The following is a 26,531-nucleotide window of genomic DNA, read 5'->3' as shown; positions in this document are numbered from 1 at the left end:
GCCCGAGGGGGGTCTCCATACTCATGAAAAAGCATCTCTACATCAACGGACAATGGAAAGAAGCAAAAGAATACGCGCCGCTCTACTCCCCTTATTCCGGGGAGCTGCTGGCTGAAATCGCTCAGGCAGATGATCATGACGTCGACGAGGCGATTAAGGCGGCAAAAGCTGCTGCCAAAGTCATGGCAAAAATGCCAGCTAGTCAGCGAGCTTTGATACTAGAGAAGGCTGCTGCGATTATGGAAGCACGCAAGGAGGAATTGGCGGTCATCCTCGCACAGGAAGCCGCCAAGCCACTTCGCACGGGTCGTGTAGAAATCGCTCGGACAATCCAGACCTACAAGTTCGCGGCGGAAGAAGCGAAGCGCATTCACGGAGAGACGGTGCCGCTCGATGCAGCACCGGGTGGTGAAGGTCGTCTTGCTTTTACAGTACGCAAGCCGATTGGCGTAGTCGGCGCGATCACGCCTTTTAACTTTCCATTCAATCTCGTGGCACACAAGGTCGGGCCTGCCATTGCCGCAGGAAATACCGTCGTGCTGAAGCCAGCGAGTCAGACGCCGCTTAGCTCGCTGATCCTGGCTGATATTTTTGCAGAGGCAGGCTTGCCAGCAGGAGCGCTCAACATTTTGCCTGGAAAAGGCGCAGTCGTAGGCGAAAAGCTGGTCAGTGACAGCCGAATTGCCGCGATTACGTTTACGGGAAGCCCTGCGGTTGGAATCGCCATGAAAAACAAAGCGGGACTCAAGCGCGTGACCTTGGAGCTTGGCTCCAACTCCGCAGTGATCATCGACCACAACGTGGAAATTACGCAAGCATTGATTGATCGTTGCGTGACGGGTGCCTTTTCCTTTAGTGGTCAAGTGTGCATCTCGCTGCAACGCGTCTATATACACCAGAGCAAGTACAAAGAATTCCTGGAGAAGTTTAAGACTGGCACAGAAAAGCTCGTGCTAGGTGATCCGCTGACCGAAGCGACAGACATGTCCTCCGTGATCTCCGCCAAGGATCATGAACGCATGGGAGCATGGGTACAGGAAGCAGTAGAAGCAGGCGCACACGTAGTTACTGGCGGGAAGCCTGTCAGTGACAACCTCTTTGCCCCTACGATTCTGACCAATGTGGGTGCGAATGTTTCCGTTTCTTGCCAAGAGGTATTCGGTCCAATCGTAGTCGTTACACCGTTTGAGACGATGGACGAAGCGATTGAAGCGGTAAACGACTCCCGATTCGGCTTGCAGGCAGGCATCTATACGAGTGACATTCACGCAGCTATGCGGGCAGCGGAAGAGCTGGAGGTCGGAGGCGTGATGATCAACGACATCCCGACCTTCCGCGTAGACAACATGCCATATGGCGGTGTGAAAGACAGTGGTTTTGGCCGCGAAGGTATCAAGTACGCGGTCGAGGAATTAACGGAACTAAAATTAATCGCGATCAAGCTGTAACAGCGAACGACGGGCCCGATGAGGCTCGTCTTTTTTTGAAAATAGCGTCTTGTAGGCGACTTTTCCGATTTCCATAAATTTTCATATATGAAACCGCTTCATAAAGTTGTTTGGTTTAGAAGGTTATGTTAGTCTAGCGTGTGGAGGCAGACTATGTTCATTTTTGCGGAGGAGTGTTTGATTACACTTGGCTTGTTGCGCAGATGAAATAGTCGTTTTTTTATGCGTAAAGGGCATTTCTTACATGAAAAGGGGACAATCATGATTAGTCATTGGAAAGGGGCCAGTGGGTTCCGGTTATTTCACTGGATCTCCCTGGTAGCGATCGTGGCATTGTTGGCAGGCTGTTCACCGTTTCAGGGGAATGAAAATGGTGCAGATAACGGGCCTGCGCCAGCCAAACCTGAAAAAATCGAGCGTTACCAAGGGGAAAAGAGCAAGGCAGTGTCGATGGTCTACACGACGCAAAGACAGCTTGCTCTTACTTTTAATGGGATGGCGGATAAGGACACAATGAAAAGATTGCTAGATGAGTTGGACAAGTACCACATCAAGGCAGCTTTTTTCATGCCAGGAATGAGAGTAGCTGAGGAGCCTGACATTGCCCGAGAAATTGTCGCCAGAGGTCACGAGATCGAAAACAATACGTTGAACAAATCGGAGTTGCAGGGCCAACCTTACGAGAAAATGTACCAAGACATCGAGTTGACCAATGAGGTCATTCAAAGAGAAACGGGCAAAACACCGCGGTATGTCAGAACGAAGTCGGGTGAATACAACGACGATCTCCGTTTGGTAGCTGCTCACAATGGACAGGAAGCCGTCGTGTCCTCCAGTCTGTTTCTGCACAATTGGCAAAAAGAGACGGAAGCTGACAAGAGACACTATTTACGAAAATATATGAATCGCGGCGGCATCATTGAGATGGATACAGAAGAGAACAAGTCTGTAATCGAAAACATCCGTCTTCTCGCAGAGGCAGCTACTGATGTCGGATACAGATTTGTCCCATTACATAAGTTGATTGCACTAGGCCAGGAGCGTAAGCCGCTGAAAGAAATTCCAGGTTTTGATGCAGCCAAAATGAATGCGGCGTATGACGAAGCCAAGCCAAATCTCATCTACCGAAAAGAAACAGACAAAAAGATGGTCGCCTTATCCTTCGATGATTGGGGTACGGATCAAACGGTTACGAAGATTCTCGATATTTTGGACAAAAAAGGAGTAAAGGCTTCGTTTTTCCTTCGCGCAGATGGTGTAGAGCGAAATCCAAACTTGGCGAGAGCGATTGCGGAAGCGGGACACGACGTAGCCAATCACACCTATTCTCATCCGGTGAATACCAAAATTGCGCCGGAAGAATTGCAAAAAGAGATTGTCAAAGCCCATCAGATCATTACCGAAGCAATTCAGCAGAAGCCGACGATGTATTTCAGACCGCCAACCGGGGCGTTCGACGAACAGACACTCAAGGCGATTGCGGCAACGGGCTACAAGGATATTACGATTTATGATGTGACGCCGTCCGATTACGACAAGAAACGAAGTGCAGACGATATCGTCAAAGACATTATGGAGCAGACGCGGAGCGGAAGCGTGATTCTACTACATATGCTCGATGATATTCACACAATAGAGGCGTTGCCTAGCGTAATTGACCAGCTAAGAAGCAAAGGATACACACTTGTACCCATGACAGAGATGTTTGGCCAATAAAGCCCAAAATAAAACAGGGAGAGGGAGCCAGCTTATGAATTTGTACGAAGGGATTGTGGAGAGGAAGGAAAAGATTGCTGTCGTCGGTCTTGGGTACGTAGGCTTGCCGATAGCGATGGCACTTTCCAAACGTGCTTCTGTGATTGGATTTGATGTAAACAAAGAGAAGGTAGCAGCCTATCAAAAGGGAAACTTTCATGATGCAGGCGTGGATCAGGAGCTGACGAGTGAAGCTGCTATTGAATTCACTTCAGATGAAAATAGATTGCAGGAAGCGCGATTTTTTATCGTGGCCGTGCCTACCCCGGTCAAAAGTGGCAATGTTCCAGACCTGAAATATGTAGAAAGCGCGTCCCGCATCGTGGGCAGACAGTTGAAAAAAGGGTCAGTCGTTGTCTTTGAATCAACTGTTTATCCTGGGGCAACCGAAGATGTCTGCTTGCCGATCTTGGAGACGGAATCGGGTATGCGTTGTGGTATAGACTTCAAGATCGGCTATTCACCAGAACGCATCAACCCGGGAGACAAAGTAAATCGTCTGGAAAACATCGTCAAGATCGTATCGGGGATGGATGAAGAAACACTGGGAATCGTAGCAAGCGTCTACGAGCTCGTGATCAAGGCGGGCGTTTATCGAGCGGAAAGCATCAAGGTAGCGGAAGCGGCAAAAGTTATTGAAAATGCCCAGCGGGATGTCAATATTGCGTTTATGAATGAGCTGGCGATGCTGTTCAATCAGATGGATATTCCGACAAAAGCAGTATTGCAAGCGGCAGGAACCAAATGGAACTTCCTCCCTTTTACACCGGGGTTGGTCGGAGGACATTGCATTGGTATCGACCCTTACTATTTAACGTACAAAGCAGAAGACAGCGGCTATCGCTCCCGCATCATTTTGGCAGCTAGACACATTAATGATGGCATGGGGAAATATGTCGCCCAACAAATCATTAAGATGGCCGTTCGCGCGAAGCTCGATCTTCAAAATGTACGGATCGGCATATTAGGTCTGTCCTACAAAGAAGACTGCGCAGATATTCGAAATACAAAGGTGACGGATATCATTGGAGAATTGAAAGAATACGGCATGAATCCGTTAGTCGTGGACCCGATGGTGAATCCGCGGGAGGCATTCGAGGAATACGGCATCGAGCTGTCAGAGATGAAGGCTCTCCACGACTTGGACATTGTGGTTGTAGCGGTCCCGCATGCTCCCTTTGCCCAGATGGAAGTCGCTGATTTTGCCACGATGTACGGCAAGAATGCGGCAAAAATCATGATTGATATAAAAGAGATTTATTCCAAAGCTGACTTTGTAAACAGTGGATTTCATTACTGGAGCTTATAAAGCAGTGGAGGGGAGAGAGCGGCAGTGATGAAACAGTTGATCGAGAAAATAAAGCGGAGAAAGAAAGAGAAAATCGAAGAAGTACTGACGGTTTCCAAAACAGAGAGGCGCGTGCTATCGAATGTGCCCGACCCGGAGAAAATTCGTGTCCAAGTGGACCGCCGCGGTGCTAAAGATTCGGATGAGTCAGGAAAGCTGGAGGACCCGGAATACCTGAATCGCATTCGGATGCTGAGTCTGCGCTATATGGCGGATTTCCCGGTGACGCTATTGACCAAAAAACAGCGGATCAAGGACGGAATCAAGGCCAGAGCCGTCGACATTTCTTCGACTGGACTATTAGTTGAACTAGATTCGGAGAGGGAAGACATCCAGGTGGGACAAGTGTTTATGATCCATTGCACAATCCCGCCAGGTACAATGCCAGAAGGCTATGAGTCAACGGTGAAGCTGGATGCAACGGTTGTTCGCTCGTTTACCCAGGAGGAGGACGGGAGTCAGAAGTTCATGCTCGCCTTCGAGTTTTCCAAACCGCTGACTGACTATTTTCGCAAAAAACGCTGGGGATACGCCATTTATATTGCAAGTACGTTCCTGTTTTTCGCTGCGGCTTTTATCGTGCTCATGCGCGCGGAGAGCGTGATTTATTTCAAATACAACATGTACTTGTATTTGTACAGCTTGATTGCCGCTGCCTTTTTGCTGACACGGTATTTATTCGGTGCTCTTTATCGGGGGGTTCCCGTCAATCCGGACTATACGCCGGGTGTGAGCATCATTATTCCGTGCTTCAACGAAGAGCAGTGGATTCACCGGACGATTTTGAGTTGTGTGAATCAGAACTACCCGATTGATAAGCTGGAGGTCATCGTGGTAGACGACCGCTCGACAGACCGATCAGCAGAAGAGATTCAAAAGGTCATCGATATGATTCATAACGAGGCCGAGCGCTATATGACCCGCGAGCGCGTGAAGATGCATATTCTCTCTGAAAACGGCGGGAAACGGGTCGCTTTGGTCAAAGGTGTGGAAATGGCCAAGCACGATTTGGTTGTCTTTGTTGATTCAGACAGCTTTTTGGAACCGACTGCGATTCGCAACCTCGTACAGCCCTTCCAAGACCCGAAAATGGGTGGTGTTGCAGGGCGTACAGATGTGGAAAACAAGTTCACCAACGCGATCACCAAGCTGCAAACCGTTCGTTACTACATTGCCTTTCGCATCATGAAAGCGGCTGAGTCGTGGTTTGACAGTGTTACTTGCTTGTCTGGGCCGTTGTCTTGTTATCGCAAGGAATTGATTTTGCAGCATTCCGAAGCATGGCTGAATCAGAAGTTTCTTGGACAGCCTGCCACTTTTGGCGATGACCGAAGCATGACCAACTTTATTTTGCGAACACATCGGACAGGCTATCAGGATTCTGCGATTTGCTCGACGATTGTGCCATCTGACATGAATGTATTTTTGAAGCAGCAGATGCGCTGGAAGCGTTCGTGGTTGAGGGAATCTTTGCGTGCCAGCGGCTTTATTTGGCGCAAGGAGCCTTTTATGGCGATCTTCTTTTACATTGGTCTGATTGTTCCTATCGCTGCTCCCGTCATCGTACTATACAACCTCATATACGTCCCGCTCGTTCATCACGTTTTCCCGGGCACGTTTTTAATGGGCTTGCTGCTGATGGCGCTCTTAATGAGCTTGGCCCATCTGTTTTTCCGCAGAAGCAAGCTATGGGTTTTCGGAATTGTCTTTTGTGTGTTTTATGAGCTGGTGCTGTTGTGGCAGATGCCTGTGGCTTGGGTGACATTCTGGAAATCTACGTGGGGTACGCGAGAAACGCCGCAGGACGTCGAAGCGAGATTGAAAAAGGAAGCCCGAAAGAAGAACAAAAAAGGCTTTGGGCTGCCATTTTAAGAGGGAAAGACAAAGGGAGTGAGGGTGTCAGGAGTTATGGGGAAAACGACGAGCGATGTCTTGGACTATCGGAAAAAGGATCGTAATAAATTCATCAAAACGCTGAGCCAGGTAGCTATCTTAGTCGTCCTGGGTGTCATGTTATATAATGCCGTATTTGATTGGAAGAAGTATGAGGAGCCGAATAAAGCGAGCTGGACGAATGACAAAGGCTTTATCGCCATCTCCTATTTTGGCGTAGGTCGTACGGGTACACCGAAATTAGTAGCCAAGGAGCAATTGGACGAGCAGCTGCAGGCGTTGTATGACCAGGGCTATCAAACGATCTCGCAACAAGATATTTTGGACTTTTACAAGAAAAAGAAGCCACTTCCTGAGAAGGCACTGTTCTTAGCCTTTGAAGATGGCCGCAACGATTCCAGCTTGTTTGCCCAGCCGCTTTTGGAGAAGTACAACTTCAAAGCAACGGCATTGTCTTACGGCAACAAGATGGGAAACAGCGAGAACAAATTCCTGCAGCCGGAAGACATGAAAAAAATGATGGAAAATGGCTTCTGGGAGCTCGGTTCCAACGGCTATCGGTTGACGTATATCAATGTGTTTGATGATCAGGGCAATTTCATCGGGGTGAAGGATGAGAGTGAGTTATCGAATAAAACAAAGGTAGGCTATTATAATCACTACTTGATGGACTTTATCCGTGACAGCAATATGATCCCGATAGAAGACAGAAGCAAGATGGAAGCGAGAATCAACGAAGACTACAAGCTGATGAATGATACGTATATGAATCAATTGGGCTTTGTCCCGGGTGCCTATATGATCATGCATGCGAACACCCTGTATGGCGGGATGAATCGCTTGGTAGCGGATGCGAACGACGCGAATATCAAAAAGTATTTTACGATGCACTTTAACCGGGAAGGAACCGCCTACAACGACAGCGAGGGCGATCTGTACAACCTGACCCGCGTGCAGCCAGAGCCGTACTGGTACACCAACCATTTGTTGATGCGCATCCAAAAAGACACCGGCGAGAAGATTCGCTTCGTTCGCGGCGATGAAGAGCAAGCCAAAGAGTGGGACCGTCTCGGTGGCACCGCGCAATTTATGGAGGATCAGATCGTCTTGACCTCTCCAGCTGCTGGTTCTGGCATGTTATATTTAAAAAACAGCGACAGCCAGAAGGATATCAAGCTTTCTGCCAAGCTGGAAGGGAATGTAATTGGGAAACAGTCCATATATTTGCGCTATGATCGGGAAAAAGGCAGCTTTGTACGGGTCGTCCTGCATGATAATGAGCTGCGCGTCGAGCAGAAGAAGGAAAAAGGCGAAGTACAGGAGCTTTTCAAGACGGAATTGAGCCAAGTGATTTGGAATCCCGAGGATTTGACCTTCGACCGTGCCTCTGTTTATACGAGAGAGCAAGGCGAGTCTGGTGCTCCCAAGCTGGAAAAATACCCGATCAACATTAAAAATACGCGTCCAATCGAAATGACTGTTCAAGGCGACCGTCTCAGTGTTTCCGTGAACAATACAATACTCTTGGACAAGCAACAGATCGACCCAACCATTAGTAGCGGTGGTGTTGCATTGGAAGCGGCCTATAGTGATGTGAACAAAAAGGACGACATTTACGACGGGGTGTTTGCGGACGTACAGATTGCATCCCTGGAACAACCAAATGGTGAGCAACAGATGCTGTTCAGTAATGTGCAGACAGGGCTTGCAGGAGTCTTTCGTTCGACCAAGAAAGCTATTTCTGCCACAATGGACTGGGTCATCGACACCTTTTAAATCCGAAACAAGGGGGATCTGTGTAAGGTGTCAAACATCAAGAAACGATCGATCATTTTGACGGCTCTTCTGATAGTAGTGTGTGTCATCCTCGTATGGTACATGATGAAATGGAATGATACCGCAAGCTTAGAGAGCGTAGATGCGGCTAACAACACGACCGAATTGTCTGCCTGGGTGGTAGACTGGCAGTGGGAATCCGGTTTGGAGGATTTCCGCAGGATAACGGATGGCTTGTCCAGTGTGCAGGTCTTCGCGGCGTATTTTGATGAAAATGACAAGCTGCACTTTACTGATCGCATGACCAAGGCGATGCCTGAGATCAAGGAAGTATCGAAGCAGGGTAGCTATGTCGATCTCGATTTGACCATTGTGAATGATCGTCTTAACAGTAATGGTACGCAGGTTCAAAAGGACCCGTCGATTGTCAGCCGACTCATGGCGACAGATGCAAGCCGTACCAAGCACATTATGGAGATCAAGAATGCCGTGATCCAGAATGGCTTTCATGGTTTAGAAATCGATTATGAGAGAATTAACGAGAAAGACTGGGACAACTTCCTTACTTTTATCCATACCCTGTATCAGCATATGGAGCAGGAGGGAAAGTCACTTCGCATCGTATTGGAGCCGCGCGCGCCGATTGAAGAGTTGGCATTGCCAAAGGGTCCTACTTACGTCATGATGGCTTATAATTTGTACGGTACGAATACAGAGCCAGGGCCCAAAGCTGATCATGCATTTATTGAGGAGCTTGCCCATCGCATGCAAAAAGTGCCGGGTGACAAGGTTATGGCCCTATCTGTAGGCGGATTTGACTGGGCTAGTGATGGCAAAGTGACGGCAGTGACGGAAAAGCAGGCAGCAGACTTTGCTGTGTCGAGTATCGAGCCACCCAAGCGGGATAAAGCGAGCGGCAGTCTGTACTTTGACTATATCGGTGAAGACGGCAAAAAGCACACAGTCTGGTATGCGGATGAAGAAACGCTGTCTCAATGGGTTTCGGTTGCAAAGAAAGCGGGTATTGAGAAAATTGCGCTTTGGCGACTTGGTGACATGGGGGATGGGACGTTGCAGTATGTGAATCGGTAGGGGGTTGGGGTGGGGGAAGAAGCGAATTTCCAGTCTACGCTTCGGCCTACGCCCCGCAAGGGGGAATTGACTGTCCGCTTCGGAATAAATGGCGGGAGCGCTTCAAACGTAGAAGTTTCGAGGATGTCATTCATAAGTGAAGCTTAAATTCCCCGCCATTTATTCCGAAGCTAGGCTGGGCTCCAGAGGCGCTTGACTGGAAATTCGCTTCTTCCTACGCGGCCTTATTCACATCTTGGAAAGATAAAATGAAATACGAAAAGCAAGATGGCTATCACTGTGGGGACAATCTATCCGGAATTTACTAGAATGTTTTTCGATCAGGATGTAACTTTGTACCGGAGATGAACGTTATAATGCTAGAAGCGGTAGTCTGCTCTTTTACAGGGTGGCTGCTGCCTATTGATTTTGGACATCATTCATAGGAGCGTGGAATTTTTGGGTCTCTGGGAAGCTTTTGTTGCGATTGTGCTGGGGCTAGTAGAAGGTTTGACTGAGTTTGCCCCTGTTTCCTCTACGGGTCACATGATCATCGTGGATGACTTTTTGTTCCATACGAAAGATTTGTTCTCACCTGAAGTGGCCAACACCTTCAAAATTGTCATTCAGCTCGGCTCGATTTTGGCTGTCGTGGTTTTGATGTGGGATCGGTTCATGAGCTTGCTCGGCCTCAACAGACTGGCGGGTAAGCGTGAGGTTCAGGCAGGACCTCGACTGAATTTGGTTACGGTCATTGTCGGTTTGATTCCTGCGGGGATTCTCGGCGTTCTGTTTGACGACTACATCGATGAGTATTTGTTCTCGACGAAGACCGTGGTAATCGGACTCGTTCTGGGAGCTCTGCTCATGCTTGCTGCGGATTGGTTCCGACCAAGACGTCCCAAGATCGAGTCGGTTGATCAGATTACGTACAAGCAAGCATTTCTAGTCGGACTTATTCAATGCTTCTCGCTGTGGCCTGGCTTTTCCCGTTCGGGTTCCACGATCTCGGGGGGCGTACTGTTGGGCATGAGCCATCGGGCGGCAGCAGACTTCACGTTTATTATGGCGGTGCCGATCATGGCGGGCGCGAGCTTTTTGTCGCTGTTGAAGCGTTGGGATGCGATTACAATGGACAGCATTCCGTTTTTCGTCATCGGTTTTATTAGCGCGTTTGTGTTTGCGCTCCTGTCGATCCGATTCTTCTTGAAGCTGATTAATCGCATCAAGCTGACACCTTTTGCGATTTACCGTCTGGTGCTGGCAGCAGTTATTTACTTTGTGTTTATGTAAGATCCATAAAAGTAGGGTAAAAAAGCTGGTTACGCTTTAAGCGTTAACCGGCTTTTTTGAAGTGAATGGGAGGTTATTATCCGATTCTTCTAAGCCCAATTTAAAAGATCTAATCCACCGAAACCAACCCTTGCATGGATAATTGTACCCGGAAGAGTAGTAATTTTCTTCCCTTTGAAGGGTCCGCCAGATTCTGCAACAGGGGTAATGTGAGGAGGGAACAGTAAATCAACCCCACCAAATCCGCATTGGATATTGATTTGCTCAGTTCCTCGTAGTTCTGTCCAACCCAAAGTTGCACTCCCAATAGAAAGGTGAATCGAAGCATTTCCTGATAACTCATTGAGGGAGACGTCACCGCCACGCATTTGAATGTTAATGTTTTTGGAGTGTGTGATTCCGGCAACTTCTCCGAATTGACCTTGTATCGCTACATCCCCTTCTCCACCATTTAAAATCATAACGCCCCCGGTAAATGAGGCACTGACCTTTGTTTGTATGGGAACATGAACCTCTGAAAGGATTTTTTGCTTCTGTCTATGGCGAAAGTATGTCCCGATATTACGACCTTCAATAACAAGAGTACGATCAACCCGTTCGATACGCGCAGGAAGAAGGTGCTCTTCACCTGCCGAAACCACTGTAGCATCGGATTTTGCGTCAAAACAAATGATCAGGTTTCCGAGGACATTCACGTCGATGTATAGCTCCTCGAGTCCAGTTGCGTCTATCTGTTTGACTATTGCGGGATTTTTTATAGCTCCGATCGGGAAATTAGTTAAAGTTTTAGGGGGGAGTAAAGGCATCATGTCACTCCTTCATCTCTTCTCTCTTCCCCCCTATTTTACTAAAGCCAAAAAACGAAAATAACCAACCTGAGACTGATTTAATTGATCATAAGCTTATTTAATCATTCGCCTTTATCTCGCTCGGTTTTTCAATAACAATACCGTTTAATTTAAGAGTGACAGGATTCGCAATCGTATCTCCAACCGGGCATGTCTGTTCTAAAAATTCCACAAAAGACTCGACTTGCTCTCTAGGAGCATCAGTTTTGATATGAAAGGTGTATCGGATTTCAGAATACCCACGTCGGACATCAGACTTGTTCATGAAGCCATCCGTATCGAGATCGCCTTCGACTTCCACCCAAAAATCGTCGAGTTGAACGTTAAACTTCCTGGCATATACTCTGGCAACGATAGATTGGCAGGCGCCTAATGCGGAGAGTACCAGTTCAACCGGGTTCATGCCGGTATCCGTACCTCCCAAGCTTTTCGGTTCATCGATGGTTATCTCGAAATTTCTGGAACTGGCCTTCACAACCATTCCCTTCTGTAGATGTGCAGTTGCTTTGAATGTTTCAACAGGCATGATGCACACTCCCTTCTGGATAATCAACACAAGTAAACTCTACCACAGTTTTCCAATTGTTATTATGAAAATTCTTACATTTATGCAAACAGGTGTATCGTCCACTACATACTGCTAATAAGAAAAAGGGGCTGTCTCAAAAGTCGATTTCCCGACTGAGAGACGCCCCTTCTATCTTTTATTTCAAAAGATAAACCGCACGCGTAGTCATAAAGCCTTTGACATCTTCACCTTTATCCAGCTTTTGCTCGACGAAAGGAATGCCCGCTTCTTGCAGACGTACTTTCACTGCATTGAAATGGTGGAAGTCTACGACCAGCGTTTTGTTGCTTGCTTTGATCTCTTCAAGCTGCTTTTTCACTAATGTATTGGCGCCAGACTGCCCAATGATATGAGAAGCATTTACCATCACCATATTGGCGAGTAAAATGACGACCAGAACCTTGCCCGCATTGCGGAAAAAGCCCTTCTGAACATCCAAGACTGCCAGCGCAATCAAGAGTGGAATCAACCAAAGCTGTGGAACATAGCGCGCCCACCAGCTTTCCGGATTAATCAGCACGGTTACGAAGAGCGCCAGACTGATCCACAAGAAAGGAGCCGCTTTTTTTCGATGAGTCCCCAAAAGCAACGCGACGAGAAGCAGCAATGTGACAATCATAGCTCCTCCGAAAAGCGGCCCGAAGCCAGCTACACGCACGTCAGGAGAGTAGAACACGGCGAGCTCTTTCCATGTGACCGTAAATGGCACCTTCCATGTAGGGCTATGGGGTGTTGCAATATTCTCCGATTTGGAAAATAAGGAGATAGCCAGATTTTCTATGCGGGAATTGTCTTTGAAGCCATGCGGGCTGTTCGAGGTCATGATATCAACGGCACCTTTGCCCGCCAACGGATAAAACGGATGTCCCTTCGTTAGCGTGTTGGTGACATACGGATTGAACCCGACAACCCCTACGGTGATAACCAGACTAATCGAAAGCCATACGAGCATGCTTTTGATGTGCTGACGGCGATCATAGAAAAAGAAGAGCACGAGAATAGCCAAGCCGAGCAATCCGGCATACCCCAATGCCGTGAATTTGATCTGAGCCAGCAGCATGAGCGCTGCGCATAGTGCCAGTAGCGTCCAGGCATGGTAGCGCTTATACAGCAGATACCCGAGAGCACAGAGGATCAGCACGAGTGAACCAAGCTGTCCGTCAATATAGAAGGAAGTCGATTGCGTAATCACGGTGGGATTGAACGCTGCGAGAAGCGCGAAGGCAATTGCCGCCCCTTTTCTCTCAGGGAAAGCAGTTCGGATGGCAGCGAGTGTCAGGAAAAAGGACGATGCAATTAACAACAGGTTGAATATTTTGCTAACCTCAATCTGACCAGTAAGTTTATACATGACCGCATCGAGCATCCATGGACCTTTGGCGTAATGATTGATCCACAGGTGAAAGGCCGAGAGAACCTCTTTATTATCCATCTCATCCACTTCTTTTGAACCAGGAGGCTTGAGGATGGGCTGGTCATGAACCGGATTCCAGCCGTTGGTTAGCTTCACGATTGCTTCTTGATGATATGTTTGTCCGTCAAAAGAGAGATCAAACGTATTGGCGCTGATGAAGTAGCTGATGCCTGAAACAATCGCCAGTCCAGCCAACACGGAGAAAAACCAGGCCCGACGACGTGAACTTACGAAGACCGACACCATCGCGCCCATCGCAGCCAAAGCCGCAAAGAGGCCAATCCAAAAGCTGGCGGCCGTCACGGATACGCCGAACAAAAATAAAACCGATGTGCTAAGCACAATCGTAGCCATAAACAATAGCAAAGCCGTCCCGAGCAGGAACGAGTACGTAGCTGTACGGTTATTCATGAACATAATCTCCTGTCTACGAATCTACTAGCCAATGAGGTTAGGGAGGTTCGCTGCCAGCAGATGCAATACGGTCGCAAGCAGCACCCCGAGCACCAGACCCCCGGCAATTTCCCATCTGGTATGTCCCATGCTTTCACGCAAAGGCTTGGTGGGAAACACGTCCGGATGTTCCTTTGCGAGCTTGTTAAGTGCCTCTGCATGTTTTCCTACCGCTCTGCGCAAGCCAGTCGCATCGATGATCACAATAAATGTCACAGCCACACCCAGCCCGAATGCAGGATGAGTAAAGCCCTCCTGCAAACCAATCAAAAACACAGTCGTGACCATGACAGTTGTGTGCGTGCTGGGAAATCCGCCGTTCCCGACCATTTCTTTGGCCCGGGACCCAAAACGGAGGTAATTAATCAAAAATTTGGTTATTCCGGACACGAGCCAGCCGATAAACGGCGCTAGCGCATATAACATGAGAAAACTCCTCTACGTGATGATTACGATTGAGAAATGACGACGACGCCTACGACGATAATCGCCAGACCGGCAATACGTGTAAGGGACAACGGTTCGTTGAAGATCAAGAAGGACAGCGCAGCTACCAACACGTATCCGAGTGCTGCCATGGGATAAGCATAGGAGAGCTGCACCTTTTCGAGCGCAGCAATCCAGATAAACGCAGAAAGTCCGTAAAGCGCAAGTCCCACCATAATCGGCAGGTTCGTGAAATAGTGCAGGAACTTCAGTAGCAGCATGTCATTGTTGCTGGTGAGCGAGGATGCGCCCATCTTCATCGCGACTTGTCCACACGCACTGAGGATCACAGAAATGATGATGAGAACAATTGATGGCATAGTCTGATCCACAACCTATCTGTGCAAGTAACTTATTTCAATTCAAATACGTAAATAATCCCGGCCACCATGACGACATACAGGAATACCGTAATGAGAATCGGCTTGTCCTGCAACAAAACTTTTTCCGGACTGCCGCCCTGGCCTGCAACGGTGATCAAATACAGGTAACGGAAAATACCAAAGATCACGAGCGGAATGGTCCACATCAAGTGAATCGTGCGTCCCGATGTAAAAGTGAACAAGGAATAGCTGATGATTGTCATGGTCGTCACAATCGTATTCAACTGATTCAACAACTCGGACGAATAACTGTCGAGCACTTTGCGATGCGTTCCTTTATCTTGCTGCAACAAGATCAACTCGTGGCGACGTTTGCTGATGGCCAAAAACAGCGCGAGCAGCATCGTGCAGAGCAGAAACCACGGCGTGAACGGTGTTTGGATCATCAGACTTCCACCGATGGCACGCAAAACAAAACCGGCAGAGATAATCATGACGTCCAGAATGACCACATGCTTCAGCTTCAGCGAATAAGCGACGTTGAGCACAAAGTAAACCAGCAGTACGAGCGCGAATAATCGGTCAAAGTAATAAGCACTAAACAGGGATCCTAATAACAAAAACACACCGAATGCTAATGCGAGGGCTGGCGGCAATGCACCAGAAGCCATGGGCCGGAACTGTTTTTCCGGGTGATTTCGGTCATTTTTGATATCGACAAAATCATTGAGGATATACACACAGCCGGATACAAAACAAAACAGCAGGAAGGCCAGCACTGATTTTCCAATGACATCCGGACTTACTTTGTGCAAGGAAAATAGCAAGGCAGCAAAGACAAGCAAGTTTTTCGTCCATTGATGTGGACGAAGCTGCTTCACTAATAGGTAGACCATATTTTGTCGAACGCGTGGCGTTGTTTTGACGTCAACTTTAACAGAATTTGATGTTGCCCCCATATCTAACCCCTATCCTAATATCGAATCTTGTACCTTCTAATGACGGAAAATGTAAAAAGAAGGTTACACCTGTAATATGGTAACATAACTTCCTCCATAAAAATTTAAGGATACCAGAAAAAATGTGAACTTGCGAGAAAGAATGATTGTCAAAAATAATAGCGGGGTTTATAAGAAAACGCAGCCCTCGTGATGGAGCTGCGTTTTTCAGGTTTTCTCTTTTTAATTCACTCGTGGAATAGGAGTGGCGGCTTTTTTTCGAGAATACAGGAACAAATTGAAAAGAACGATCACGAGTACGATCAATTGCGGGATCGTCGTTTCCCAGCTCGCGTAAATGCCGAGAGTCGGTGCGTACAACAAGTAATCGCTGCTGTGTGCAGATAAGCTTCCCGTCACCTGCAAAGCGTGGATGCTGACGCCGACGAATTTAAATGCCATGTAGTAGAGCAATAGGCTGGCAACAAAAAAGAACGGACGCACCGGAATGCGTGCACTGAGCTTGATGATGACAAAGCCAATCACGGCCAAGACGACAAGCGCACTCAAAATGCCGATCATTAGGTCTGTCATGGAGATTGTAGCGGCCATTCCCATATAAAAGATAATCGTTTCTGCCCCTTCGCGGGCGACAGCGAGAAACGCGGTAAATGAGAGTGACCACAGAGCTCCTGTTGCTAAAGAGGAGCCGATAGATTTCTCGACAAATTGATTCCATGCCTGCAAATTGGACTTCTTATGCAACCAGGCACCGATCGTCACCATAAAGAAGACGGCAACCAGTCCGGTTACTCCCTCAATCGTTTCTCGCGAGTTGCCTGTGGACAGGTTGGAGAAGACGACACTGAGGATGACGGCAAGAATAGCGGAAACTACGATCCCGGCAATTGACCCAGACCAGATCCATTTGCGCTTGTCGGCATTGCCTGACTTGTTCAGGACAGTAAGGAGAGAGACGATGATCAAGATAGCCTCGAGTCCTTCGCGGAACAAGATGAGTCCCGCATCCCACGCGGTGTATGAGGACGCTGTCGCAAATGGCGCAAGCTCTGTCTTCATTTCCGCAAGATTAGCGGACGCCTTTTCCCATTGCGGGGGATTTGACAGGATGAGTGTCGGGACGGCGACCATCTTGGCTTCGATACTGCTGTAGGTAGCAGGCGATTTGGTCATGACTACGCCTTCTACAGAGGGCCAAGAGGTGATAAAGGTCTCCATTTTGTCCGAAGCAGCGTTTGCGTCGTGATTGGCGATATCGGTTTCTACCGATGCAAGGAGTGCCAGTAGAGACGAGATGGTGGGCTGCTCGGAAGAAGGACTCGCAGCGTCCTGTTTGACTGCCTTTCCTGACAAATAATTGTCCACGGTAGTAATGAGTGCCTGTACTTTCTCTGCGCTCTTTTTAGGATCGGGTGGTTCTGTGTTCAGGGCAATGCGCGCACCGCTGATTTTGATTTCCATATCCCCGTAGACGGCGGCATCTTCCGTTCGAACAAGACCCTCTGCCTTGTACCAGCCGGCGACGAAGCTGTTGTATGATTGCTTGGCTTTTGTCAGATCGCCTTCCGTGATGGCTGTCATGCTGTTTTGCAAGAGCGGTAGCAATGCCGCAATTTGCTTGTGTGCGCGTTCTTTTGGCTGACCGCCTTCTTCTTTGGACGAAACGTAACGATCTGTTGCTTTTGCCAAAGTGGAGATGGCTGCTTTTGCAGTGTCGGGATTCGCCTTTGCTTGAGCAAGGGCTTTTTCTGCTTCCGCGATTGCTTGCGTCAAAGCTTGTGCATCTGCCGAGGTTTCTTCCGAATTGCCCTCCCAGACGCTCTTCATACCGCTGATCGCTTTAGCTGCTTCTTCCCAGTTGTTATCCCCACTGCTAATCAAGGCATCGCTAGAGAGGGCGATCATTTGCTTGAGCTGCTCTGGCACCAGCGGCGCGGCTAAAGCGGCAGACAGAGCAGATGTCCATAGCAGCATGCATGTACAAAGGATAAACAGGTAGCGTTTCAAGGTGTTCACTCCATCCCAGGTAGTTGGTTAAAATAGCTTGTCCCCGATGTATCCGCCCTCACTTGCACCAGGTAGACAGGCGTACAAACCACTGCCGACATGGGTGATATATTCATTGAGTCGGTCGACAGATGCGAGCTTTTGTTGCATCGGAATGAATTGCTTGCGTGGATCACGATTGAAGCAAATGAACAACAGCCCAGCATCGAGCTGACCAGTCTTAAGGTCCATTCCACTTGAATAAGAGTATCCGCGCCGCAAAATTTTCACTTTGCCCTCCATATGGGCCAGGGCGGTATGGGAATTCACAGGAATAACGGGTTTACCCTTGGCATCCTTTCGATCCAGCTCTAGCTCGTCGAACTCATTTGCTTTGCCAAGAGGAGCACCGGTTAAACGGTGACGACCAAATGTATTCTCCTGATCGGTGAGGGTGGAGCGATCCCAGACTTCGATCCTCATGCGGATTCGACGCATGACCATGTAGCTGCCGCCTGCCATCCACGCGGGACTTTCAGCCGTGTTAGCCCAGACGACTTCATTTGCGGTAGCAGGATCGTTCACCGGCGGATTGTTCGTGCCATCCTTGAAGCCCAGCAGATTTCGTGGTGTGGAGCCAGTCGGGTCAGATGCACTGGTACGCTGGAAGCCTTCCTGGAGCCAGTGGAGGACAGCTTTGCCTCGAGCGATCCGGGCCAAATTCCGCAGGGCATGGAAGGCGACCTGTGGATCGTTGGCACAGACCTGCACGACAATATCGCCACCAGACCATTCTTTTCGCATTTCATCGCTGTTGAAGCGAGGTAAATCAACCAAAGGAGCTGGGCGTTTGGATGCCAGACCAAAGCGCTCGTCAAAGAAAGAAGCGCCAAGCCCAAATGTGATCGTCAATTTCATTGGGCGAAGGCCCATGGCTTCTCCCGTGTCGACAGGAGGAAGAAGGGCGTGATCGCTCTCCTCATCGACGTTTTTGCCGGCAGTCATGCGTGCTGCTGCCTGCGTCCAGCTTTGAAACAAGCTGCGGACATCCCCTAGCGAGGTCGTAGTCAAATCAAAAGCACCCATGCAGATAAAATCCTGCATAGGTGTAATGATCCCGGACTGATGCTTGCCATAAAAGGGAATGACCTCATCTGCACCGGTCGGAGTGGCACTCGTCTGCTCATTTTTAGGAGAGGAGGGCATAAGGGTATTAACCCCAGTCGCTCCTAACAGCAGTCCGATCCCCCCGACACCAGCCAACTTCAGAGCTTCTCGACGTGTGAATTTGTTCGCTGTGGTGTTTTCGAGATGCTTGTCATTCATCTTGTTAGCCTCCTACGATCTTACCCATTTTGGATAAAGGCTCAGCCAATGCATCGAGGGACTGACTCAGCTTTTTCACTTGGTCTTGCTTCAATTCCGTGTATAGCACATAGCCGTCGCCTTTGCGGTATGGTGCGAGGGCTTTGTCCAAATCAGCAAAGCGAGCTTCAATTTCAGTTGCAAGAGCAGCGTCTTTTTCCGTAACAGCAGGCTTCAATACTTTGTAAATTTCGTGAGCGCCTTCCACGTTCGCAGCGAAATCGTACAAATCTGTGTGGGAATAGCGTTCTTCCTCACCAGTGACCTTGCTCGACGATACCTCATTCAAGAGCTCTACCGAACCCGTTACCAGCATAGGCACATCGATTTCGACGCTCTCTACCTTCACGCGGAGCTGCTTCACATCTTGCAGCAGTTGATCCGCCACTTTACCTTGGTCAGCAACCGATTTGGTTTCCCAGAGAGCTTTTTCCAATTTGTGATAGCCGCGCCATTCGTTATCAGGCACATCGCCTTCGCGGGCATCGATCCAAGGGTCAAAATCGCCGAGAGATTCAGCGATAGGCTCGATTTTCTCAAAGTAAGCACGGGCTGGAGCATACTCCTTTTTCGCTTTCTCCATATCGCCTGCTTTGACGGCGTTGGTAAAGCTCTCTGTTGCTTTTACGAATTGGTCGGTTTGGTCAACGACCCATTTTCGGTATTGATCAATAGAGGCTTGCAGCTCAGGAGAAGGAGTAGTGCTCGCTGTCGCGGACTGATCAGCAGCGGCAGGCTTGTCAGGCTGCGTGGCTTCTGGTTTTTTCTCTTCGGTTTGTGTTTGTGCGTTTCCGCAAGCAGCGAGCAAGGAAGAGCCGAGAACAACTGCCGCGAGTGGATAACTCCATTTTTGTATCATGAAAAGACATCCCTTCATATGATATAAGTGTATAATTATAAGATTATATTCCGATAATGAATATCATTATCATCCACAAAGAATTTTACTCTTTCTTAGACAGTTTGCAATCTTTTTTTGGCTAACTACCAATGGTTAGTTTTGGTGTTGTTCACATAAACCCAAAAATAGCTCAACAATCCCTTAACAATGACCTGTTATGATCGAGCTATCAACCAAATGAATAACGTCTGTAAGTGGGTCGAGACGTGGAGAAAGCCCTCGTACAGCAATAGATTTGAAAAAGACCGTTCGATCGGTTTGTTTCTTTGTGCTATTGCCGTGTATGAGGGCTTTTTGTGTTTTCGAATGAAAGGAGCGAGCAGGGGATTTGCTAGATACAGATAGGTACGAAGCGTATTTTTTTGATTTGGATGGAACGATTTTCCTCGGGAATGAACTGCTTCCTGGGGTGGAAAAGACACTTGCCACGCTGCGGGAGAAGCAAAAGAAAATCATGTTTTTGACCAATACGACGGTACAGACAAGAACAGCTTGTCAAACTCGCCTCCAGAAGCTCGGATTAACTGCCGGGCGGGAAGAAATCATGACGGCTGCCTACGCAGCGGGATTGTATCTTCAAGAAAATGCGGAGCAAGCGCGTGTCCTGATCGTTGGAGAGCCTGCATTGGAGGAAGAGATTGCGAGCTTTCATATAAAGCAGGTGCAAGATGCGGAGGAGGCTACGCATGTATTGGTTGGAATGGACCGTGGATTTACGTATGAAAAGCTGCAACAGGCTGCTGACGCTGTACGAAAGGGAGCCCACCTGATCGTAGCGAACCCCGATCCGGTATGTCCGGTGCCAGGGGGGGCCATTCCTGATACATGGGCGTTGGCGAGAGCGATTGAAACGGCTGGTGGAGCCTCTGTCTGGGCGATGACTGGCAAGCCGTCTCGGTACTACGCCGAGCAGGTTTTTCAACAGCTTCAAGTACAGCCGGAAAGATGCGTCATGGTAGGCGATCGTTTGGAGACAGATATTTTACTTGGGAAAAACAGCGGCATGAAAACGGCGCTGGTCATGACGGGTGTGACGACCAGCCGCGAACTGGAAGCCACAGAGATTCAGCCAGATTACATCCTTCCGACGATGGAAGCCATGGTGCAAGTCGAGTAGGAAAACGAGGAGGCAAGGGAGATGGAGTTGGGAAGAAGCAGCAAAAAGTGGTTGTGGTCACTAATGGCAGCAAGTCTGGTGACAGGCAGTATGCCGTCCGTAATGGCGCAAAGCGCGGTGAGCAAAACCCTGCTCATCACAGAAGTTGTCAATGATCCTCTTTTTGATGAAAGCACAGGCGAGTTTATCGAAATCACCAATATCTCAAACGATTCGATTGATTTGAGTGGATACATGATCGGTGACGAGGAAAAGCGTGGCGGAAATGAAGGAATGCATGCGTTTCCGGAAGGCACCATGATTGAGCCTTACCAGACGATTGTCATTTCCCGCTATGCAGACGGAATCGTGGAACGCCATGGCGTCACGCCAGATTTTGAATTGTTCGATTCCATGGAGGACGTCCCTGAGCTATTGCCGACGGATTGGGCGACAGGCAGCATTTATTTAGCCAATGGCGGCGACCACGTCATTTTGATGGACCCTGCGTACAATGTGGTGGATTCGATGGCTTATATGGATGCGAAGGTTCCGGGAGTCATCTCTCATCCGGGAGTCGCTGGCGGACACTCGATGGAACGCCTGACAGAAAAGGATACGAATGATGCTTCCAAAGATTTTGTTGATCAGCCCAAGCCAACCCCTGGTGAGCTGTTATTTGGACCGAATGCCCAAAAAGACAAGATTCCGGTCTCTGATCTAAAAGACGACGTGCTGATTGTACCTGAACCTAAGACGGGAATTGTCCTTCCGCCGACGGTGATTGCCATGTACGACAAGAAGTCCGAGCTCGATACGATTCTGGATGCAGAAGCGTCTTCCATTTTTATTCCGGTGAAAAAATCCGGGAAGAACGGAGTCGTCACTCAGGACGGCACATCGCTGGACGAGGTACTGGAGCAGATCAAGGGCAAAGCGATCCCGGTGATTCATATCGAGGACAAGAAATTGGTAGCCGAGGTCGATCGCCTGCTCCAGAAAGAGAATCTCACTGATGTGCACATTGTGTCTTCCCGACCGGAAATTGTCCAAGAGATGCGGGAGAAAAACAATGAATACCGTGGTGCCCTCGTGTATATCGACGGCAAGCTGAACGAAAAGAAGCAAAAGGAGCTCGTGCGCTCAGCCAGGAGCAGTCGTTCCAATGTGATCGTTCTCTCGCAAACTGCCATGACGGAGGATGTCATTCGTTACTTCCGCAATCGCGGGTTGTCCGTGTGGGCAATTGATCGGGCGAACAAGAGCCAAGCGAGTGAAATGATCGAGATGGGAGTGGCGGGGGTTGTCTCACACGATCCAAAAGAGGTGCATGAGCTGCTTGCTGCTTACCCAGAGAAAAGCATCACGCAACCTCCGATGGTCATGGCGCATCGAGGTATCCCTTCCTTAAAACCGGAAAACACGATGTACGCCTTTGAAGAAGCAATGAAGCTGGGTGTGGAAATCATCGAGACAGACGTCCACAAAACAAAGGATGGCCACCTTGTCCTGATCCACGATTTTGATCTGGAGCGTACCACTAACGGGACCGGGAAGGTAAAGGATTTCACGCTGAAGGAACTGCGCGAATTGAATGCGAACAAGCTCGATCCAGCAAATCCTTCCTGGTACCAGCCTGAAATTACCGATGCTGTCATTCCTACCATGGATGAATTGCTGGAAGCGGCCAAGGGCAAAGCGGTGGTCATTCTGGAAGCAAAGGGGATTGGGTACGAAAAGGAAATGGCGAAGGTCATCAAGGAGCACGACATGGTTGAAGATGTGATTGTCAGCAGCTTCAGCTCTGAAGTATTGGAGCGTTTCGCCAAGCTCAATCCGGAACTGGGACTCGGTTTTACCTTGAGCGGGACCAAGCCGAAGGAACAGCTGGAACAGTACGCCGAAAAGCAGATAACAGACGCGGTTCAACTGAATGCCCAATACTATATCAACCATCAGATTGTCACGCCAGAGCTAATCCGCTTCGCCAAGCATCGGGGAATCATTTTGACCGTGTATACAGTCAACGAGGAAGCAGATATGAAGCGGGCAACCGAGGCGGGAGTCGGGGGAATTATTACCGACTATGCACAAAAACTTTACAATACCCAAATATTACCTTAGTAAGCAATTGGTAGAGTCGAGGGATACGTAAAAAACAGCGAGAGATTCAGGGGGGAAAGTCGTGGCTGAAGTGGAATTGCGGCGCATTTCCAAGATGTTTGGGGGCCAGAAGGTAGTCAATGAAGTGAGTGCTCGTATTCTGCCAGGAGAGTTTTTCGTGCTGGTAGGGCCTTCTGGTTGTGGGAAATCAACCACACTGCGCATGATTGCCGGGCTGGAGGAGATCAGCACGGGAGAGCTGTTGATTGGCGGCAAGCCGATGAATCAAGTCCCTCCGAGTGGGCGAAACATCTCCATGGTCTTTCAAAATTACGCACTTTATCCGCATTTGACGGTAAAAGATAATATTTTATTTGGTTTGCAGGTGCGAAAGGTAGACAAAGCAGAGCAGGGCAAGCGGTTGGAGCGTGTAGCAGAGATGCTGGGCATCGCGCATCTGTTGCAACGCAAGCCGAAGGAATTATCCGGGGGACAACGACAGCGTGTTGCACTCGGACGGGCCATCGTCAGTCAGCACCCTATCTGCCTCATGGACGAGCCTTTGTCCAATCTGGATGCCAAGCTGCGCGGGCACATGCGCACGGAAATTCGTCGCTTGCAGCAAGAGCTGGGCATCACGATGATTTACGTTACGCATGATCAGGTGGAAGCGATGACAATGGCAGACCGCATGATGGTCCTGCGTGACGGCGAGGTTCAGCAAGTCGGAAAACCGCTCGATGTCTACAATCATCCAGCCAATTTGTTCGTGGCGGAGTTTACGGGGGCACCCCCGATGAATACGGTTCCTGCCATTTGGCGGGCAGGCGATCAGGCAGGGATTGAGCTGGCAGGTCAGCAGTTTTTGCCGCTTCCTATGTTTCACAGTATCAAGGACCAGACCCCGGTCGTTCTCGGTTTGCGTCCAGAGTCACTTCAACCCGCCCTTGAAGGGCAATCTGTCGATGCTTCCTTCCAGTTCCCTGTCACCGTACAAGGAGTAGAGATTCTCGGTTCTGAGACCATTGTGGAATTCACCGTGGGAGACAAGCTGTGGAAGGCCAAATGGAACGGGCAATGGCACTGCAAAAGAGGCGAAACCATGCATGTTCGTTTTGATCCAGCTCAGGTGAACGTGTTTGATAGAGAAACCGGAAAAAATCTAGCGGTTACGACCAATTGAGAAAAGAAAAGGGAGAGCTACTGCGATGCGTAAAGTTGTCAAAAGCTTATTTGCGGTCGTCATGAGTATGAGTCTGATCACGGGTTGCTCCAGTGGCAATTCTTCGTCTACGAACAACGCGGCGCAAGGAGCCAATTCGTCTGGCAAAACAGAGCTGTCCTTCTATTATCCAGTTGCGGTTGGCGGTCCTTTGACCAAGATCGTGGACGGAATGGCAGAAGAATTTAACAAAGAAAATCCAGATATCAAAGTCAAGCCAGTCTATACGGGCAGTTATCAGGATACAACGACAAAAGTGCAGGCGGCTGTACAGGGCAAGACTCCTCCCGACGTAGCAGTGATGCTCTCTACTGAGCTGCATACGATGATGGATATGGATGCAATCCTTCCGTTGGACGACCTCATTGCCAAGGATGGCGGCAGCGAATACGTAAATGATTTCTTCCCAGGCTTCCTGGCGAACTCTCAAGTAGATGGCAAGACATACAGCATACCGTTCCAGCGCAGCACCATCGTGCTCTATTACAACAAAGACGCGTTCAAGGAAGTCGGTCTTGATCCGGAAAAACCACCGACATCATGGGACGAGCTGGTTTCGTACGCGGCCAAATTGAAAAAGGACGGGCGCTACGGCGTCGAGATTCCTTCCTCGAGCTTTACGTATTGGATGTTCCAAGCGCTGGCTCTGCAAAACGGCAAGAACTTGATGTCCGAAGATGGGAAAAAAGTGTTCTTGGATACGCCAGAAAATGTAGAAGCTCTGCAATTTTGGGTAGATTTGTCCAAAAAACATCAAGTCATGCCTGAAGGCGTCAACGAGTGGGCGACTGTGCCTTCTGATTTCTTGGAAGGCAAAACGGCGATGATGTTCCATACGACAGGGAATCTGACGAACGTGAAGAAAAGCGCGAAGTTTGATTTTGGCGTAGCGTTTTTGCCAGCGAAAAAGAACTACGGCAGCCCGACAGGTGGCGGCAACTTCTACATGTTCAAAGGAACGGATGAAAAGAAACAGGCAGCGGCATGGAAGTTTATTCGCTTCATGACCGAATCTAAGCGCGCTGCTCAGTGGAGTGTCGATACTGGCTATGTTGCTACACGCAAATCTGCATACGAAGAAGAGACGATGAAGCAATACGTTAAGGACTTCCCGGCAGCAGCAGTAGCGCGTGACCAGCTGGAATACGGACATGCTGAGCTGTCTACGCACAATAACGGCAAAGTGACAAAGCTCTTGAACGACACACTGCAATCCGTGATCACTGGTCAATCTGAACCTGCCGAAGCATTGAAAAAAGCGCAGGAAGAAGCGGACAAGATGCTGGCGCCGTTCAACAAATAATCAAGCAAGGCAATGGGGGAGCGACAATGGGGGAACTACGCGCAAAATGGAAAGTGAACATGTACGCCTGGCTCTTGCTCCTTCCCTCCCTCATCTTCCTGCTGCTGTTTACCTTCTATCCGGTTATACAAACGTTCATACTCAGTTTTCATCAAGCGGATCTGGGTTCTCCAGAGCCGTTTTTTAACGGGATAGATAATTATAAACAAATGCTGGAAGATGAAGTGTTTTGGAAGGTGTTGACCAATAATATCTGGTTTGCCATCGGAACAGTGCCGACGAGTGTGGCTCTCGCGCTGGCTATGGCTTTGTTCGCCAACAAGGCATTACGAGGGAAGAGCTTTATCCGCACGGCTTATTTTTACCCGACAGTTGTTCCGATGATTGCCGTGGCGAACATCTGGCTGTTTATTTACACACCGGAGTACGGAGCGCTTAGTCATGTGATGGAGTGGTTCGGAAAAGGCGACATGAACTGGCTCGGCGATCAGAAAAATGTGATGTGGGCGATGATCTTCATGGTCATTTGGAAGGAAGCGGGCTATTTCATGATCTTCTATTTGGCTGGGCTGCAAAACATTTCACAGGAGCTATACGAATCCGCCTCCATGGAAGGGGCATCGTCGTGGACGGTTTTTCGCCGCATTACCTTTCCACTGCTTATGCCAACGACGATGTTTGTCAGTATTATCGCCTTCACCAACTCTTTCAAGTTGGTAGACCATTTGGTGATCATGACCAAAGGTGGGCCGGATAATGCCAGCAATCTCTTGCTGTACTACATATACGAGACGGCGTTTTCCTTCTGGGATCAAGGAATGGCTTCGGCATTGACGATTGTCATGGTCGTGCTGTTGCTGCTAGTCGCTGCTTTTCAGTTTTTTGGTATGGATAAAAAGATTCATTACAACTAGGGGGGA

General features: G+C 48.9%; 21 protein-coding genes. 12 read left to right on the top strand and 9 right to left on the bottom strand.

The genetic code is table 11. From position 1 onward, the window contains the following. Window positions 1-23: 23 nt before the first annotated feature. From HP570_RS16445 to HP570_RS16415, 7 genes are all read left to right on the top strand, one after another. Window positions 24-1,448 (top strand): aldehyde dehydrogenase family protein, encoded by a 1,425-nt coding sequence (locus HP570_RS16445; RefSeq protein WP_173626406.1) that lies wholly within the window; start codon window positions 24-26, stop codon window positions 1,446-1,448. Window positions 1,449-1,709: 261 nt separating this feature from the next. Further along, a complete protein-coding gene (locus tag HP570_RS16440; protein ID WP_173626405.1) occupies window positions 1,710-3,164 on the top strand; it encodes a polysaccharide deacetylase family protein in 1,455 nt (484 codons plus the stop codon). A 34-nt stretch (window positions 3,165-3,198) separates the two neighbouring features. Next, entirely contained in the window at window positions 3,199-4,512 is a 1,314-nt protein-coding gene (locus HP570_RS16435; RefSeq protein ID WP_173626404.1) for a nucleotide sugar dehydrogenase, read from the top strand. 27 nt (window positions 4,513-4,539) lie between these two features. Beyond that, window positions 4,540-6,423: a glycosyltransferase gene (locus HP570_RS16430; RefSeq protein WP_173626508.1), complete on the top strand. Its 1,884-nt coding sequence runs from the start codon at window positions 4,540-4,542 to the stop codon at window positions 6,421-6,423. A 36-nt stretch (window positions 6,424-6,459) separates the two neighbouring features. Further along, the gene (locus HP570_RS16425; protein WP_173626403.1) at window positions 6,460-8,220 is read left to right on the top strand and encodes a polysaccharide deacetylase family protein; all 1,761 of its coding nucleotides are present in this window, start codon (window positions 6,460-6,462) and stop codon (window positions 8,218-8,220) included. Between the two features lie 27 nt (window positions 8,221-8,247). Further along, complete coding sequence (locus HP570_RS16420) at window positions 8,248-9,312, top strand: glycosyl hydrolase family 18 protein (RefSeq protein WP_173626402.1); 1,065 nt, start codon at window positions 8,248-8,250, stop codon at window positions 9,310-9,312. Window positions 9,313-9,750: 438 nt separating this feature from the next. Further along, window positions 9,751-10,584, top strand: a complete 834-nt coding sequence (locus HP570_RS16415) for an undecaprenyl-diphosphate phosphatase (RefSeq protein ID WP_172139534.1) — start codon at window positions 9,751-9,753, stop codon at window positions 10,582-10,584. Between the two features lie 89 nt (window positions 10,585-10,673). Here the strand turns inward: HP570_RS16415 and HP570_RS16410 are convergent, their stop codons facing one another. The 9 genes from HP570_RS16410 to efeO form a co-directional block, all read right to left on the bottom strand. Continuing rightward, entirely contained in the window at window positions 10,674-11,393 is a 720-nt protein-coding gene (locus HP570_RS16410; protein ID WP_254495308.1) for a hypothetical protein, read from the bottom strand. 97 nt (window positions 11,394-11,490) lie between these two features. Continuing rightward, on the bottom strand, window positions 11,491-11,958 hold the full coding sequence (locus HP570_RS16405; protein WP_015893906.1) for an OsmC family protein: 468 nt from the start codon (window positions 11,956-11,958) through the stop codon (window positions 11,491-11,493). A 178-nt stretch (window positions 11,959-12,136) separates the two neighbouring features. After that, entirely contained in the window at window positions 12,137-13,825 is a 1,689-nt protein-coding gene (locus HP570_RS16400; RefSeq protein WP_173626401.1) for a spermidine synthase family protein, read from the bottom strand. A 27-nt stretch (window positions 13,826-13,852) separates the two neighbouring features. Further along, window positions 13,853-14,293 carry a divergent PAP2 family protein gene (locus tag HP570_RS16395; RefSeq protein WP_015893904.1) on the bottom strand — a complete coding sequence of 147 codons (441 nt, stop codon included), beginning with the start codon at window positions 14,291-14,293 and terminating at the stop codon, window positions 13,853-13,855. A 23-nt stretch (window positions 14,294-14,316) separates the two neighbouring features. Beyond that, the gene (locus tag HP570_RS16390; protein ID WP_026133926.1) at window positions 14,317-14,673 is read right to left on the bottom strand and encodes an SMR family transporter; all 357 of its coding nucleotides are present in this window, start codon (window positions 14,671-14,673) and stop codon (window positions 14,317-14,319) included. A gap of 32 nt (window positions 14,674-14,705) precedes the next feature. Continuing rightward, window positions 14,706-15,635: a decaprenyl-phosphate phosphoribosyltransferase gene (locus tag HP570_RS16385; protein ID WP_015893902.1), complete on the bottom strand. Its 930-nt coding sequence runs from the start codon at window positions 15,633-15,635 to the stop codon at window positions 14,706-14,708. Window positions 15,636-15,857: 222 nt separating this feature from the next. Next, window positions 15,858-17,642, bottom strand: a complete 1,785-nt coding sequence (locus HP570_RS16380; RefSeq protein ID WP_173626400.1) for an FTR1 family iron permease — start codon at window positions 17,640-17,642, stop codon at window positions 15,858-15,860. 27 nt (window positions 17,643-17,669) lie between these two features. Next, window positions 17,670-18,947: an iron uptake transporter deferrochelatase/peroxidase subunit gene (gene efeB, locus HP570_RS16375; protein ID WP_173626399.1), complete on the bottom strand. Its 1,278-nt coding sequence runs from the start codon at window positions 18,945-18,947 to the stop codon at window positions 17,670-17,672. A gap of 4 nt (window positions 18,948-18,951) precedes the next feature. Continuing rightward, the gene (gene efeO / locus HP570_RS16370; protein WP_173626398.1) at window positions 18,952-19,845 is read right to left on the bottom strand and encodes an iron uptake system protein EfeO; all 894 of its coding nucleotides are present in this window, start codon (window positions 19,843-19,845) and stop codon (window positions 18,952-18,954) included. Window positions 19,846-20,215: 370 nt separating this feature from the next. On the opposite strand from efeO, the gene HP570_RS16365 reads away from it, so the two are divergent. The 5 genes from HP570_RS16365 to HP570_RS16345 all read left to right on the top strand — a co-directional run bounded on the left by HP570_RS16365 (window position 20,216) and on the right by HP570_RS16345 (window position 26,525). After that, window positions 20,216-21,004: an HAD-IIA family hydrolase gene (locus HP570_RS16365; protein WP_173626397.1), complete on the top strand. Its 789-nt coding sequence runs from the start codon at window positions 20,216-20,218 to the stop codon at window positions 21,002-21,004. Between the two features lie 21 nt (window positions 21,005-21,025). After that, on the top strand, window positions 21,026-23,107 hold the full coding sequence (locus tag HP570_RS16360; RefSeq protein WP_173626396.1) for a glycerophosphodiester phosphodiesterase family protein: 2,082 nt from the start codon (window positions 21,026-21,028) through the stop codon (window positions 23,105-23,107). Between the two features lie 61 nt (window positions 23,108-23,168). Then, entirely contained in the window at window positions 23,169-24,269 is a 1,101-nt protein-coding gene (locus HP570_RS16355) for an ABC transporter ATP-binding protein (RefSeq protein WP_173626395.1), read from the top strand. Window positions 24,270-24,294: 25 nt separating this feature from the next. After that, window positions 24,295-25,611 carry an ABC transporter substrate-binding protein gene (locus HP570_RS16350; RefSeq protein ID WP_173626394.1) on the top strand — a complete coding sequence of 439 codons (1,317 nt, stop codon included), beginning with the start codon at window positions 24,295-24,297 and terminating at the stop codon, window positions 25,609-25,611. 26 nt (window positions 25,612-25,637) lie between these two features. Beyond that, the gene (locus tag HP570_RS16345; protein ID WP_015893894.1) at window positions 25,638-26,525 is read left to right on the top strand and encodes a carbohydrate ABC transporter permease; all 888 of its coding nucleotides are present in this window, start codon (window positions 25,638-25,640) and stop codon (window positions 26,523-26,525) included. The last annotated feature ends 6 nt before the right edge of the window (window positions 26,526-26,531 follow it).

It is taken from the genome of Brevibacillus sp. RS1.1, from assembly GCF_013284365.1.
In the GTDB taxonomy this organism is placed as follows: domain Bacteria; phylum Bacillota; class Bacilli; order Brevibacillales; family Brevibacillaceae; genus Brevibacillus; species Brevibacillus brevis_D.
Note: the sequence above shows the minus strand (reverse complement) of the source record. Positions and strands in the feature narration are given on the sequence as shown.

What these genes read in the sequence shown, in the direction of transcription:
- HP570_RS16410 (WP_254495308.1), bottom strand. Translation starts at nt 11,393, where the DNA reads ATGATGCCTTTACTCCCCCCTAAAACTTTAACTAATTTCCCGATCGGA.
- HP570_RS16360 (WP_173626396.1), top strand. Translation starts at nt 21,026, where the DNA reads ATGGAGTTGGGAAGAAGCAGCAAAAAGTGGTTGTGGTCACTAATGGCA.
- HP570_RS16405 (WP_015893906.1), bottom strand. Translation starts at nt 11,958, where the DNA reads ATGCCTGTTGAAACATTCAAAGCAACTGCACATCTACAGAAGGGAATG.
- HP570_RS16345 (WP_015893894.1), top strand. Translation starts at nt 25,638, where the DNA reads ATGGGGGAACTACGCGCAAAATGGAAAGTGAACATGTACGCCTGGCTC.
- HP570_RS16430 (WP_173626508.1), top strand. Translation starts at nt 4,540, where the DNA reads ATGAAACAGTTGATCGAGAAAATAAAGCGGAGAAAGAAAGAGAAAATC.
- HP570_RS16440 (WP_173626405.1), top strand. Translation starts at nt 1,710, where the DNA reads ATGATTAGTCATTGGAAAGGGGCCAGTGGGTTCCGGTTATTTCACTGG.
- HP570_RS16445 (WP_173626406.1), top strand. Translation starts at nt 24, where the DNA reads ATGAAAAAGCATCTCTACATCAACGGACAATGGAAAGAAGCAAAAGAA.
- HP570_RS16395 (WP_015893904.1), bottom strand. Translation starts at nt 14,293, where the DNA reads ATGTTATATGCGCTAGCGCCGTTTATCGGCTGGCTCGTGTCCGGAATA.
- efeB (WP_173626399.1), bottom strand. Translation starts at nt 18,947, where the DNA reads ATGAATGACAAGCATCTCGAAAACACCACAGCGAACAAATTCACACGT.
- efeO (WP_173626398.1), bottom strand. Translation starts at nt 19,845, where the DNA reads ATGATACAAAAATGGAGTTATCCACTCGCGGCAGTTGTTCTCGGCTCT.
- HP570_RS16350 (WP_173626394.1), top strand. Translation starts at nt 24,295, where the DNA reads ATGCGTAAAGTTGTCAAAAGCTTATTTGCGGTCGTCATGAGTATGAGT.
- HP570_RS16385 (WP_015893902.1), bottom strand. Translation starts at nt 15,635, where the DNA reads ATGGGGGCAACATCAAATTCTGTTAAAGTTGACGTCAAAACAACGCCA.
- HP570_RS16425 (WP_173626403.1), top strand. Translation starts at nt 6,460, where the DNA reads ATGGGGAAAACGACGAGCGATGTCTTGGACTATCGGAAAAAGGATCGT.
- HP570_RS16400 (WP_173626401.1), bottom strand. Translation starts at nt 13,825, where the DNA reads ATGAATAACCGTACAGCTACGTACTCGTTCCTGCTCGGGACGGCTTTG.
- HP570_RS16435 (WP_173626404.1), top strand. Translation starts at nt 3,199, where the DNA reads ATGAATTTGTACGAAGGGATTGTGGAGAGGAAGGAAAAGATTGCTGTC.
- HP570_RS16390 (WP_026133926.1), bottom strand. Translation starts at nt 14,673, where the DNA reads ATGCCATCAATTGTTCTCATCATCATTTCTGTGATCCTCAGTGCGTGT.